At 64.2% G+C, this 13,265-nt stretch carries 10 protein-coding genes; 7 read left to right on the forward strand and 3 right to left on the reverse strand.

What is annotated here, in order from left to right:
* Positions 1–80 precede the first annotated feature (80 nt).
* The gene (locus tag AB7I51_RS05935; protein WP_428403308.1) at positions 81–3,494 is read right to left on the reverse strand and encodes a peptidoglycan-binding protein; all 3,414 of its coding nucleotides are present in this window, start codon (positions 3,492–3,494) and stop codon (positions 81–83) included.
* 292 nt (positions 3,495–3,786) lie between these two features.
* On the opposite strand from AB7I51_RS05935, the gene AB7I51_RS05940 reads away from it, so the two are divergent.
* The 6 genes from AB7I51_RS05940 to AB7I51_RS05965 all read left to right on the forward strand — a co-directional run bounded on the left by AB7I51_RS05940 (position 3,787) and on the right by AB7I51_RS05965 (position 11,958).
* Positions 3,787–5,580: an acyl-CoA dehydrogenase C-terminal domain-containing protein gene (locus tag AB7I51_RS05940; RefSeq protein ID WP_428403307.1), complete on the forward strand. Its 1,794-nt coding sequence runs from the start codon at positions 3,787–3,789 to the stop codon at positions 5,578–5,580.
* Between the two features lie 81 nt (positions 5,581–5,661).
* Positions 5,662–6,870: an acetyl-CoA C-acetyltransferase gene (locus AB7I51_RS05945; protein ID WP_428403306.1), complete on the forward strand. Its 1,209-nt coding sequence runs from the start codon at positions 5,662–5,664 to the stop codon at positions 6,868–6,870.
* 68 nt (positions 6,871–6,938) lie between these two features.
* Complete coding sequence (locus AB7I51_RS05950) at positions 6,939–9,146, forward strand: 3-hydroxyacyl-CoA dehydrogenase NAD-binding domain-containing protein (RefSeq protein ID WP_428403305.1); 2,208 nt, start codon at positions 6,939–6,941, stop codon at positions 9,144–9,146.
* Positions 9,147–9,264: 118 nt separating this feature from the next.
* A complete protein-coding gene (lgt, locus tag AB7I51_RS05955) occupies positions 9,265–10,089 on the forward strand; it encodes a prolipoprotein diacylglyceryl transferase (RefSeq protein ID WP_428403304.1) in 825 nt (274 codons plus the stop codon).
* Positions 10,086–11,168: a class I SAM-dependent methyltransferase gene (locus AB7I51_RS05960; RefSeq protein ID WP_428403303.1), complete on the forward strand. Its 1,083-nt coding sequence runs from the start codon at positions 10,086–10,088 to the stop codon at positions 11,166–11,168. The genes lgt and AB7I51_RS05960 overlap by 4 nt, the downstream gene beginning before the upstream one ends.
* Before the next feature lie 10 nt (positions 11,169–11,178).
* On the forward strand, positions 11,179–11,958 hold the full coding sequence (locus AB7I51_RS05965; RefSeq protein WP_428403302.1) for a polyphenol oxidase family protein: 780 nt from the start codon (positions 11,179–11,181) through the stop codon (positions 11,956–11,958).
* 173 nt (positions 11,959–12,131) lie between these two features.
* Here the strand turns inward: AB7I51_RS05965 and AB7I51_RS05970 are convergent, their stop codons facing one another.
* Positions 12,132–12,254: a hypothetical protein gene (locus AB7I51_RS05970; RefSeq protein ID WP_428403301.1), complete on the reverse strand. Its 123-nt coding sequence runs from the start codon at positions 12,252–12,254 to the stop codon at positions 12,132–12,134.
* A 151-nt stretch (positions 12,255–12,405) separates the two neighbouring features.
* Positions 12,406–12,633 (reverse strand): hypothetical protein, encoded by a 228-nt coding sequence (locus AB7I51_RS05975; protein ID WP_428403300.1) that lies wholly within the window; start codon positions 12,631–12,633, stop codon positions 12,406–12,408.
* 162 nt (positions 12,634–12,795) lie between these two features.
* Between AB7I51_RS05975 and AB7I51_RS05980 the strand changes: the two genes are divergently transcribed.
* Positions 12,796–13,032, forward strand: coding sequence for a hypothetical protein (locus AB7I51_RS05980; protein ID WP_428403299.1), 237 nt, complete (start codon positions 12,796–12,798; stop codon positions 13,030–13,032).
* The last annotated feature ends 233 nt before the right edge of the window (positions 13,033–13,265 follow it).

The raw sequence follows: 13,265 nt of genomic DNA on the forward strand, positions 1-13,265 counted from the left end.
ACGGACGAGCCGCAATCCGCGCGGTCGGCGCCAGCGAACTCGCTCGATCGGACAATAGGAGCGATCCCGTACACGAACCGTTAAAGACCCGAAGCCAAGCTTACAGATTGCGAGACCCGGGGCTTGCTGGAAGACGACTTGGGCGTGGCCTTGACGGGCGCCCGCTCAGGCGGCCGCTCTCTTGCGCCCTCCCCGCCGCCCGGCCTCAGCGCCGGCGCGTCATTGGCCTCCGGCGCCGGCGGTTTCGAGCGGAACGCCGAGGCGAGCGCCTTGGCGGCGGCGAGTTCTTTTGAATCGAGACGGGCGCCGATTTCGTCGCGCTTCCTGGCCGCATCCTCATCGCCCTGCTCTGCGGCGGCGGCGAACCAGGCGTAGGATTGCTGCAGATCGCGGCTGACGCCGAGACCGCGCGCATAGAGGATGGCGAGATTGAATTGGCTGTCGCGGACGCCATAGTCGGCCGCCCGCCGGAACCACTCCGCCGCTGCGGCGTAATCCGGCTTGCCGTCGCCGCCCTCGGCGAGCAGCACCGCGTAATTATGCATGGCGCGCGCGTTTCCGGCTTCAGCGGCGCGCTCGTACCAGCGTCGAGCGCGCGTATAATCGCGGTCGACGCCGACTCCCTTTTCATACAGGGAGCCAAGCCGATATTGCGCCGGCGCCAGCCCCGCCTCCGCGGCCTTCTCAAACCATTGCGCGGCGGCCTCGGCGTCGCGCGGAGCCCCGCGGCCTTCCGCGAGACGCGCGGCGAGATCATATTGAGCGGCCGGCTGGCCCTCTTCGGCGAGGCGCTTGATCGCCGCGAAGGCGTCGCCAGGCGAGGGCGACGGGCTCTCGATCGTTCCGGTCGGCGTCGGATCGATGTTGGGCTGGGTAGCGACGACAGCGGACCCGGGACCAAAAGCGGGCGCAGGCGCGGGCGTGCGGGCGGCGAGCGACGGCGGCCGAGCGCTGTTCTGGACGACCGCCTTTTCTGGCGACGCTGCGGGCCGAGCGGCCTTGGCGGGAGCCTTCGCCTCCTGCCGGCTCGGCGACGGCCCCAACGTCAGTCCGTCCTGCCCCCCCATGCGCGCGACTCGGTAGGCGCCGACCGCCAGCATCACCGCGGCTAGGCCCAAGAGTAGCGGCCGCTTGCGGTCCTGAAGGGCTGAGCTGAGCCTGACCACCGGATCGCCTGACGGCTTTTCTTGATCCTGAACCGAGCCGGCGTCGCGCGCCGGCTCGGCGTCTGTTGGGTTGTGTTGCGCAGCGCGGCGCGCGGCGGCGATGAATTCGGACTGAACCGAGGCGCGACGTCCGGCCTGATCCGACCCTGATCCCGGTGGGGCAAAGAAAGGCTCGCGCCGGGCGCCAGCGCTCGTCTCGGCCGGAAGCAGGAACTCCAACGGATCGATCGGCGCGAGTTCCTCGCCTCCAGCGCCATAGCCGTCACGCTCGCCCATAATGTCACCGCTCGGCCTGTCGGCGGGGCGCGGCGCGGCATTTGAGGCGACGGGGCTCGCCTCGCCCGATCCACCGTCAGACATATCGAGGCGATTGACGATGCGTTCGAGCGTTTGGTGGACCGCGGTCAGCGCTTCATTCATACGCTCGTCGCGCGCGCCGCCTGCATCGATCCATTCGAGCCGCTGCGACAAGACCCCAATCTGGGTTTCAAGCGATTTGAGAGCTTCTGCGCCATCAGCCGAACCCATCGGCTGACTCATGCGCTCGGCGAGCGAACCGATGAGGGCCGCCAGCTCGCTCTCCCGTTTTTCGGCGCGCGCGCCGTCTTCGACGCGCTGTGCGAAAGCGGCCTGCATTCGATCCAGCCGCTCGGTGATCTCATCGAGCGCCGGAACTTGCGCACTCATCCTCGGCGCGAAGAACGGATCGTCGAAGCGATCAATCTTGAATGAGAGCTGCGCGAGTTCTCGTTCGACCGCCTGCAGATCGAGATGGCGCGCATCGGAAGCAAGCGCTGAGTCGATTTTCCTATCCAGGCCGCGCAGCAAATCCTCGATCGCGGCGAGAGGCGCGACGGCGCCGGCGCCGCTTTCCATCCGCTCGGCGATCGTCTGGCGAAGCTCATCGACGCGCTGCGCGAGTTCGGCGAACCGCCCGTCGCGGTTTGATTCGGCGATCATCGCTTCGATGCGCGCAAGCGAGTTCGTCGGCGCGTTTTCGGCAATGCGGGAGTCAAGAAGATCGAACCTGCGGCCGATCTCCTCGAAGGCCGAGGCGCGACCGCCGCCCTCCAAGGCGGAATCGATCTTCTTCGCAAGCGATGCGATCAGCCCTTCGAGAGGCGCAAGATTCGCCGCGCCGCGATCGATGCGCCGCGTCAGCGTCTCGCCGAGCGCGTCAATGCGTCCGCCAATTTCATCGAACCGCGCCGCAGCCGATTGTTCGACGACGGCGTCAAGCTTCTGCGCAAGGCGATCAAGCCGGCCGTTGAAGCTCTCGAACCCCTTCCCGGTTTCCGCGCTGACGACGGAACGGATCGCTTTGACCACTTCGCCGATATCGGCCCCGGACGCGTCGCTTGACCGCGTCAAGGCGTCGACTCGCTGCGCCACGTCGATGATGCGCGTTTCGATCTTTTCGAGCGGCAGCGGCCGCGCCGTCAGTGCGGTCAGCTGTTCCTTGATGTCGCGAGCGTCACGGGCGAGATCGCGCACCGCTGAAGCGTTCGCGGCGTTCCCGGTCTGCAGTTTCTCAAGCCTCATGCCGATCGTTTCGACATCGGCGCGCAGATTGCGCACGATCGGGGTCGGATCGAGGTCTTCGATCACCGGACGCAATTCGCAGATGATTCTTTCGGCAGGCGCGAGTAGCTCGTCGGGCGCGCCCCGTTCGCGCTGCGAGTCGATGCGCTGGCCGAGATCGTCGATCGCCGTCTCGATAGCGACGACCGAAGCGCGTGGCGCGAGTTCTCCGAGCGCTTGCGTCATATCGCGGATTTCACGGCGAATGTTTTCGATCTGACGCATCATCACAAGCTGCTGGTCGCCGCGCTCTGCGGCGTCCTCGCGAAAACTGTCCAGGCTTCGCGTGACCGCGCCGATGGCGCGCTCCAGATCCTCGATGCGCGATCCGGAATCGGGCTCCAACTCCGCCGGAGTGAAATCGTCCGTCAACGACTCCGCCTCCGCTTCTCGCCGCCCTGCGACATTTTCATTCAGGCATCGCGCAATGTCGGCGAAATGCCGATCGAGGCCGCTCAGCGCCTTCTTAAAACCTGCGTCGCGATCTTCGCCCGACAGCCGCGCAAGCCGGCTTTCCAGCTCCGCCAGCGCGCTGCGGATCGGCCTCGCGTTCGAGGACCGTCGTTCGCCGAGCTGGCCTTCAATACGGCTCTTGGAAAGCGCGGCGATCGATCGCCAGATCGAATCTTCATCATCTTTGTTTTCGTTCGGGCCTTCATTGACGGCGAGCTTCTGCGCCTTCTCGCGCGCAGCTTGGCGCGGCTCGGAGTCCGAACGACCCTCCTCGGGGATTTGCGCCTTGCTCATGTGGCTGTCCGCCAGGACCGACTCGAGGAAATTGGAACAAATGCGGTGGAACCGACGCGGACGCGCGAATCGCGCGAGACTCTCGGCGCGCCGCGCCGTCCGGCCGTGACTTTCTGTCGATTGAAGTAAAGAAGCCGTTAAGAAAAGCGGCTCTAACGGCGCCGTCGGAGTTCACGATTGTCACAGAACGGTTCGCTTGCACGCTGGGCGGCGCCTCTCTACCTATGACGCAGCCCGAGCGAATCGCGGCGCGACGGCGCATCCTCAAGCGCCGGCCCGCAAGGAGGCGTTGATGCCGAGTTACAAGGCGCCTGTGGACGACACCCTCTTCCTGTTAAACGACGTCTTGAATTTTCAGCGTTTCGGCAATCTTCCCGGCTTCGCGGACGTGACCCCGGACGTAATGTCGCAAATCCTCATCGAGGCGGGAAAGCTTTGCGAAGAGGCGCTTGCGCCGCTGAACCAGATTGGCGACGAAAAGGGCTGCGTGCGCCACGACGACGCCTCCGTCTCCACCCCGCCGGGCTTTAAGGACGCGCATGAGGCTTTCGCTCAAGGCGGCTGGATCAGCCTCGCCGTGCCCGAGGAATATGGCGGCCAGGGCCTGCCTTACACCCTGTCGATGGCGATGAATGAATTCGCCTCCTCGGCCAATATGGCCTTCGCCATGTATCCAGGCCTAACGCAAGGCGCGCTCGCCGCTCTCCTGCGCCACGGCAATGACGAGCAGAAGAAGCTCTATGTGCCCAAGATGGCCGAAGGCCGTTGGTCCGGCACGATGAATCTGACCGAGCCGCAATGCGGCACCGATCTTGGCCTGCTGACCACCAAGGCGACGCCGCGCGAGGACGGCTCCTATTCGATCACCGGCCAAAAGATTTTCATTTCCGCCGGCGAGCATGATCTGACCGAGAATATCGTGCATCTGGTGCTCGCGCGCATCGAGGGCGCGCCAGCCGGCGTGAAGGGCATTTCGCTGTTCATCGTGCCGAAGTTTCTCGTCAATGGCGACGGCGCGCTTGGGCCGCACAATGGCGTCTCCTGCGGCTCCATCGAAGAGAAGATGGGCATCCACGGAAATTCCACCTGCGTGATGAATTACGATGGCGCGCAGGGTTTTCTCGTCGGCGAAGCCAATCGCGGGCTGAACGCGATGTTCGTGATGATGAATGAGGCGCGGCTCGGCGTCGCCATGCAAGGCCTCGCGCTCTCGGAGGTCGCCTATCAGAACGCGGCGCAATACGCCAAGGAACGCTTGCAGGGCCGCGCGCTTTCGGGCCCGAAGAATCCCGGCAAGTCCGCCGACCCGATCATCGTTCATCCCGACGTGCGGCGCATGCTGCTCGAGATCAAGGCCTTCAATGAGGCGGCGCGCGGCTTCGCGCTTTCCGCCGCGCTCGACAGCGACATCGCGCATCGTTCTGAAGACGCCGCCTCGCGCCAGGCGGCGGAAGACCGGCTCGGCCTGCTGACGCCCGTGCTCAAGGGCGTGCTTACCGACATGGGATTCGAGAACACCGTGAAGGCGCAGCAGGTGTTCGGCGGACACGGCTATATCCACGAATGGGGCATGGAGCAGTTTGTGCGCGATTCGCGCATCACCATGCTCTATGAGGGCACCAATGGCATTCAGGCGCTCGATCTCGTCGGCCGCAAACTGCGGCGCGACGGCGGCCGGGCGATCATGACCTATTTCAAGGATACCACGGAGTTCCTGACGCCGCTCGCCGCCGACGAGACGATGAAGCCCTATGCCGCGCCGGTGAAGGCGGCGCTCGACGATCTGCAACAGGCGACGATGTGGCTGATGCAGAACGCCATGACAAAGCCCGACAATGCCGGCGCGGCTTCTTATGACTATATGCATCTCTTCGGCCGCGTCGCGCTCGGCGTGATCTGGGTGAAAATCGCGCAGGCGGCGATGGCGATAAAAGCGCAAGAGCCTGAACGCGCCGAGCTGATGGAGGCGAAGCTGTTGACGGCGCGCTTCTATATGGAGCGCATGCTGCCCGAGACGCGCCTGCGTCTGACGCGCATATCAACCGGCGCCGACACGATGATGTCGCTCGCCGAGGAGATGTTTTGAGGGCAGTCGGGCTTCGGCGGTCGGCAATCGTTCTTTCCGACTGCCGAAGCCCGAGTGCCGACTGCCGCCACAGGAGACGAGATGCCCGACGCTTACATCTACGACGCCGTTCGCACGCCGCGCGGCCGCGGCAAGCCGGATGGTTCGCTGCATGAGGTCTCCTCGCTCGGCCTCGCGGTTACGGCGCTGCAGGCGATTAAGGAGCGCAACAAGCTCGAAGGGCCCGAGATCGACGACGTGATTCTCGGCTGCGTCGATCCGGTTGGCGAAGCCGGCGGCGACATTGCTCGCGCGGCGGCGATTTCATCGGGCTACTCATACAAAGTCCCCGGCGTGCAGATCAATCGCTTCTGCGCCTCCGGCCTGGACTCGGTGAATTTCGCCGCCGGCGAGATCATGTCGGGCCAGCATGATCTTGCGATCGGCGGCGGCGTCGAGAGCATGAGCCGGGTCGGCATCGGCGCGTCGGGCGGCGCCTGGCCGGTCGATCCGACCATCGCCATCCCCTCCTATTTCATGCCGCAAGGCGTCTCGGCCGATCTCATCGCGACGAAATACGGCTTCTCGCGCGACGATGTCGACGCTTATGCCGTGCAGTCGCAACAGCGCGCGGCGAAAGCCTGGGAAGAAGGCCGCTTCAAACATTCGATCGTTCCGGTCAAAGACGTGAATGGGATCACGCTGCTCGATCGCGACGAACATATGCGGCCGGGAACCGACATGCAGGCGCTCGCCGCCTTGAAGCCGTCCTTCGCGTTCTATGCCGAACAGGGCGGTTTCGACGCGGTGGCGATACAGGCGCATCCCGAAATTGAGAAATTGAACTATGTGCATCACGCCGGCAATTCCTCGGGCATTGTCGACGGCGCCGCGGCGGTGCTGGTCGGCTCCAAGGAAGCCGGCGAGAAACATGGGCTGAAGCCCCGCGTGAAAATCCGCGCCTACGCCAATATCGGCTCCGAACCAGCGCTGATGCTGACCGGGCCCGTCGACGTGACCAGAAAAGTGCTCGCGCGCGCCGGCATGACCGCCGACGACATCGATCTTTTCGAGGTCAACGAGGCCTTCGCCGCCGTGGTGCTGCGCTATCTGCAAGCTTTCGGACTCGATCCGGCGAAGGTCAACGTCAATGGCGGCGCCATCGCCATGGGCCATCCGCTCGGCGCGACTGGCGCGATGCTGATGGGAACCGCGATCGACGAATTGGAGCGCACGGGAAAGAGCACCGCGCTCGTCACGCTCTGCATCGGCGCCGGCATGGGCACGGCGACGATCGTTGAGCGGGTGTAGTTGCGGGCTCTCCCTTCTCCCGCTTGCGGGAGAAGGTGTCGCCAAGGAAATCTTTCGGAGACAAGATAATGAACCTCGTCAATTTCCGCTTCGAGATCGGCGCTGACGGCGTCGCGCTGGCGACCTGGGACATGCCCGAGCGTACGATGAATGTCATCACACCGCAGGTGATGGACGAGCTGGAGGCGATCATCGATACGGTCGTCGCCGATCCGAACGTCAAGGGCTGCGTCATCGCCTCGGGCAAGAGCGCCTTTTCCGGCGGCGCCGATCTTTCCATGCTGCAGCATGGCGCCGCGCAATACGCCAAGGCCTTAAAGGAGCAATGCGAGGAGGCGGCGAATACGCAATTCTTCGAATTTTCGCGCCGTTTGTCGCTGCTCTATCGCAAGCTCGAGACCTGCGGCAAACCTTTCGCCATCGCCATTCATGGCGTCTGCCTTGGCGGCGCTTTTGAGCTTGCGCTCGCCTGTCACTATCGCGTGATGGCCGACGACGAGAAGACCAAGGTCGGCCTGCCGGAAATCAAGGTCGGGCTCTTTCCCGGCGCCGGCGGCACGCAGCGCGTCTCGCGCATCATGCAGACCGGCGACGCGCTGCAGTTTCTGTTCAGGGGCGATCAGATCAAGCCGAGAGCCGCCCTCGGCGCCAGGCTCGTACATGAAATCGCGCCTAAGGTTGAAATCGTCGATCGCGCCCGCGCCTTCATCGTCAATGGCGGCAAGGCGCAGGCGCCGTGGGATGTAAAGGAGTTCAAGAATCCGTCCGGCAGAGTTTTCTCGCCGACCGGCATGATGATCTGGCCCGCCGCCAACGCCATCTACCGTCGCGAAACCTACGACAATTATCCTGCCGCGAAAGCCATTCTGCACGCCGTCTATGAAGGGCTGCAACTGCCGATGGACCAGGCGTTGACCGTCGAGTCGCGCTGGTTCGCGCATATTCTGCGCTCGAAGGAAGCGGCGGCGATGATCCGCTCGCTGTTTTTATCGAAGAACGAATTGGAGAAGGGCGCGCATCGGCCAAACGACGTCGGCCCGACCAATCTCAAGAAGATCGGCATTATTGGCGCAGGCTTCATGGGCGCAGGCGTCGGCTATGTCAGCGCGCTCAACGGACTCGACGTCGTGCTTGTCGATCGCGATCAGGAAAGCGCCGACAAGGGCCTGGCGACCATCGACAAGCTCATTTCGAGTTCGGTGAGCAAGGGCCGCGCCACCTCGGCCGACAAGGAAGCGCTGATGGCGCGCGTTCTCGCGACCGCCGATTATGGCGCGCTCAAGGGATGCGATCTCGTGCTCGAAGCCGTATTTGAGGATCGCGCGGTCAAGGCCGACGTAACGAAGCGCGCGCAGGATGTCGTCGGGGACTACGTGATCTTCGCCTCGAACACCTCGACCCTGCCGATCACGTCGCTCGCCGAAACCGCGCAAAAACCCGAAAACTTCATCGGCATCCATTTCTTCTCGCCGGTCGAGAAAATGCTGCTCGTCGAAGTGATCCTCGGCAAGAAAACCGGCGATCGCGCGCTGGCGACGGCGCTCGACTTCGTTCGCATCATCAAGAAGACGCCGATCGTCGTGAATGATTCGCGCGGCTTCTTCGCCAATCGCTGCGTGCTCAATTATGTTCGCGAAGGCCAGATCATGCTTGTCGACGGTGTGCCGCCGGCGATGATCGAAAACGTCGCCCGCATGGCCGGCATGCCGGTCGGGCCGCTGTCGCTCAATGACGAAGTCGCGCTCGACTTGGGTTGGAAAATCCTGCAGGCGACGAAGAAGGACCTCGGCGAAGGCTCGGTCGATCCCGCGCAGGAGCGCGTGCTGCGCTTCATGGTCGAGGACAACGGCCGTTTCGGCCGCAAGAACGGCAAGGGCTTCTATGATTACCACGCCGATCGAACGAAGAGCCTGTGGCCGGGCCTCTCGGCGCTGACGCAACAGCAACTCGATCCAGAAACGCTCGACGTCGCCGAAATGAAGCAGCGCTTTCTCGTCACCCAGGCGGTCGAAGCGGCGCGCGCCATGGCCGAGGGCGTCGTCACCGATCCGCGCGAAGCCGACGTCGGCTCCATTCTCGGCTTCGGCTTCGCGCCCTTCACCGGCGGCGTCATCTCCTATATCGACGGCATGGGCGCGAAAGCCTTCGTCGCGTTGTGCGACAAGCTCGCCGCGACATGCGGCCCGCGATTTGAGCCGCCGCAATTGCTGCGCGACATGGCGGCGAAGGGCGAAACTTTCTACGGGCGCTTCATGCCAAAGAAAATGGCGGCGTGATCCGGCGGGGAAGCGCTTTGCGGCGCGCCAGCCGGGACATGACATCGGCGGGGCCGGCAGGTAAAAGACAGGTGGGGCGTGTAGGTTCGAAACGCGCACCCACGTCCGGACCTGCTTAATGCCGATTTTCGTGCTTCCCTTTCCTGTGATCGATCCCGTCGCCGTCAACGTCGGACCCTTGCCGCTGCGCTGGTATGCGCTCGCTTATATCGGCGGCTTCATCTTCGGCTGGCTCGGCCTGCGCGCGCTGGTCGCGAATGACGCGCTGTGGAGTCGCGGCCAGCCGCGGCCAAGCCGTGAATCTCTCGACGATCTTCTTGTCTTCGTCGCCTTCGGCGTCATTCTCGGCGGGCGACTCGGCCATGTGCTGATCTATGATCCAGCCTTCTATTTCGCGCACCCGCTTGAGGTTTTTCAAACCTGGAAAGGCGGCATGGCGTTCCACGGCGGCCTCATCGGCGCGACGATCGGCATGTTTCTTTTTGCCCGCCGCAGCGGCGTGCCGCTGCTGACCGTGAGCGACATTTGCGCGGCCGTTGCGCCGATCGGCATTTTCTTCGGTCGCCTCGCCAATTTCATCAAGCCGGAAATGTGGGGTCGGGAGACCGACGTTCCCTGGGCGATGGCGTTTCCCGGCGCTGGCGACGCGACTCGCCATCCGAGCCAGCTTTATGAAGCAGGCCTAGAAGGCGTCGCGCTCGGCGCGTTGCTCTTGTTCGCCGCCCAACGCGGCGCGCTCAAACAGCCGGGACTCATCACCGGACTTTTCGGCGTCGGCTATGGGCTCGCACGAATCTTCTGCGAATTCTTTCGCGAACCGGATCCGGTGCAGGAAGCGCTGCCTAATGGATTGACCATGGGCATGGTTCTCTCTGCGCCGCTCATTTTGCTTGGCGGCGCCGCGATCATGTTCGCGCTCCGCCCGAGGAGCGCGACCGCATGAGCGCCTTGAAGAGAGAATTGATCGAAGCGATCGCGCATGACGGCCCCATCACGCTCGAGCGCTATATGTCGCTCTGCCTCACCCATCCACGTTACGGCTATTACATGACCCGCGACCCCTTCGGCGCGGGCGGCGATTTCATCACCGCGCCGGAGATCAGCCAGATGTTCGGCGAATTGATCGGCGTGTGGATCACCGAAGCCTGGCGCGCGGCGGGCGGACCGCAGCAGACGCGGCTTGTCGAGCTTGGCCCCGGCCGCGGCACGCTGATGTCCGACGTGCTGCGCGTCGCGCCAATCGCGCCCAATTTCTTTTCCGCCGTCACCGTGCATCTCGTCGAAACCAGTCCGGTTCTGCGCGAAGCGCAAAGCCAGACGTTGGCCAGGGCCGCAAAGCCCACGCAGTGGCATTTGGATTTCGCCGAGACCCCGCCCGGCCCCGCCTTCATCGTCGCCAATGAGTTTTTCGACGCTCTGCCCGTCCGGCATTTTGTCAAAACCGCCGGCGGCTGGCGCGAGCAACTCGTCGGGCTCGACGCCGAAGGCGAACTCGCCTTCGGACTGTCCGATGAGATCGAGACGGCGCTCAACGTTCCGGCGCGCGAAGGATCGGTCATTGAAGTCAGCACCGTCGGTCAGAAACTCATGAGCGAAATCGCGACGAGGCTCGTCGCCGAAGGCGGCGCGTTCCTGCTCATCGACTACGGCTATGAACAGACCACGCTTGGCGACAGTCTGCAGGCCGTGTCGCGCCACGCCTGTGTCGATCCGCTGGCGGCGCCCGGAGAGGCGGACCTGACCGCTCACGTCGATTTCGCGGCTCTGGCGCGCGCCGCGCACGCATGCGGCGCCAAGGTGCTGGGTCCTGTGACGCAAGCGCATTTTCTCATGCAGCTTGGCATTGAACGCCGGGCGGAAACCTTGTCGAAGAAGGCGACGCCCGAGCAGGCGCAGGCCATCGTCGACGCCTTCGAACGTCTCGCCGGAATCGATGACGCGCGTCATCAGATGGGCCAATTGTTCAAGGTGATGGCGGTGACTCATCCGGATATGCCCGACCTGCCGGGATTTTTCGTGTAACATCGACGTAATGACGCTCGAAACGCATGCGCTCGCTGCGCGAAATCTTGGCCTGCCCGGCGTGCGCCACGCTTTTTTCACCCGCGAGGGCGGCGTCTCCGAAGGCGTCTACGCATCGCTCAACGGCGGCGTCGGCTCGCGCGACGCGCCGCCGCTAGTCGCCGAAAATCGCGCCCGCATGGCGGCGCGCCTCGGCGTCGACGCCGAGCGCCTGCTCGTGCCGTTTCAGATTCATTCAGCGGATGCGCTTGCTGTGCATGAGCCATGGAGCGCTGACGCGCGGCCGCGATGCGACGGCGTCGTCACGACGGAAGTCTCGCTCGCGCTCGGCGTCACCGGCGCCGACTGCGGCATGCTGCTGTTTGCGGATGTAAAGGCGCGCGTCGTCGGCGCCTGCCATGCCGGCTGGAAGGGCGCGCTCGGCGGCGTCATCGAAGCGACCGTCGCGCAGATGGAAGCGCAGGGCGCGCATCGCGCCGACATCCATGTCGCGCTCGGACCGGCGATCGGCGCGACGAGCTATGAAGTCGGTCCGGAATTCGTCGCGCGATTTCGCGACGCGGATGAGTCGTTCTCGCGCTTCTTTGCGCCGACCGCCCGCGAAGGCCATGCGACCTTCGATCTGCCGAGCTTCATCGCGTCGCGGGTCGAGGCGCTCGACGTCGGCTCATTCGAGGACCTCGGCGTCGACACTTATGCGGATGAAGCGCGCTGTTTCAGCTACCGCCGCAGCGTTCATCGTCGCGAGCCGGATTACGGTCGGCTGGTCTCGGCGATCGCGCTGATTTGATTTTCGCCCGCGGCGTAAACCTCATATCGGGAGCGAGCTGAAGACGGTCGAGACGCCGCCTGTTCTCGCAACTATCGGCGGCGGTTTGAAGATCGACCGCGTCCGAGCGCTGACGCCTTATAGGCTGACGTGAAATTGCGACGCTTGTGCCGGCGGCAGGCGCCGCGCGCAAATTAATCGATGCTTGGATCGATGCCGGTCAAAGACAGGCCGAAGACGATGACGCATAGCGCAAGCGCGACCGTCACGCCGACAAGCGGTGCCGCAAGGCCGGGGAGTATTTTGAGGAAGCGCATGAACCGGTTCGCCTGGGAAAGAGCGCGATCTAAATGGTGCCCCGTTAAAGGAGGGTTAGCCGCTCCCTGTCAAGCGGAAAGCGAAAGCGCCAAGTAAAAAAGGGCGGCTTTTGTTCCGGTTCCCAGCAGAAGCACGCCGGCCCCGGATACTTCACTTGCGGCGCCTGCGACGCCACGACCCGAAAATCCAGGCGCCGGCCAGCAGCGCCAGGAGATAGATGACCGCCATGGGCGCGATGTCCGGCAGCTGATCCGCCAGTTCCGGCCAGAACAGAAACGCCAGGAGCGTGACGGCGCCAGCCAGGAGAGCCGCTAACAGCGCGTCGTAATCCATGTCGCCGACCCTTCCGAACGCCGCCGCGACGAAGGCGACGCCCACGCCGAGCGCAATCGCTCTGCGCCGCCTTAATCTTAAATAGAGACGCCAACCGAAAACAAAGTTCGAAGCGCCCGCGCGGCGCTCGGTCAAGCGGAACGAATATGCAAGCTAAACGTTAGCGTTGGTGCAGCCTGCCTTTCGGCTGCGACTAAGGAGGCAAACGTGTCCCGGAATATCATTGCTCTTGCGTTTGGAGCCGCTGCGGCGTCACTCGCATCTTCGGCTTTCGCCGCCGATCTCGCCGTTGCTCCCCCGCCCCCGCCGCCGCAGGCCGTCCTCGCGCCGGACCCGTTCGCCCCGGTGGTCGCGGTGGTCGCCCTGCCGTTCACCGTTGCCGGCGCCGTCGTCAACGTGCTCGTGCCGCCGCCCCCGCCGCCGCCGGTCGTGGCGGCTTACTGACGGTCGCACGCATATTCATCGACCGGGCGTTTCGCATGGTGGGGACTCCGATCGTCGAAACGCCAGTCGCGTCCTCGGCGCCGTCGGCGTGACAATGGCGGCTGTCGCAGTCATCCGTGAAGAACTCGCAAGGCGTTGACGTGACGAAGTTTTGAGACCTGCGGAAGTAATCGTTTCCGCAGGTTTTCGCTGCGCGGGATGCTGTTTGCTTGCAAATTGATCCGGCGCCGCTG

Source organism: Methylocystis sp. (genome assembly GCF_050246715.1).
In the GTDB taxonomy this organism is placed as follows: domain Bacteria; phylum Pseudomonadota; class Alphaproteobacteria; order Rhizobiales; family Beijerinckiaceae; genus Methylocystis.

Coding starts and splice junctions, on each gene's coding strand:
- lgt (WP_428403304.1), top strand. CDS start 9,265: ATGCCGATTTTCGTGCTTCCCTTTCCTGTGATCGATCCCGTCGCCGTC.
- AB7I51_RS05945 (WP_428403306.1), top strand. CDS start 5,662: ATGCCCGACGCTTACATCTACGACGCCGTTCGCACGCCGCGCGGCCGC.
- AB7I51_RS05970 (WP_428403301.1), bottom strand. CDS start 12,254: ATGCGCTTCCTCAAAATACTCCCCGGCCTTGCGGCACCGCTTGTCGGC.
- AB7I51_RS05940 (WP_428403307.1), top strand. CDS start 3,787: ATGCCGAGTTACAAGGCGCCTGTGGACGACACCCTCTTCCTGTTAAAC.
- AB7I51_RS05965 (WP_428403302.1), top strand. CDS start 11,179: ATGACGCTCGAAACGCATGCGCTCGCTGCGCGAAATCTTGGCCTGCCC.
- AB7I51_RS05960 (WP_428403303.1), top strand. CDS start 10,086: ATGAGCGCCTTGAAGAGAGAATTGATCGAAGCGATCGCGCATGACGGC.
- AB7I51_RS05935 (WP_428403308.1), bottom strand. CDS start 3,494: ATGAGCAAGGCGCAAATCCCCGAGGAGGGTCGTTCGGACTCCGAGCCG.
- AB7I51_RS05950 (WP_428403305.1), top strand. CDS start 6,939: ATGAACCTCGTCAATTTCCGCTTCGAGATCGGCGCTGACGGCGTCGCG.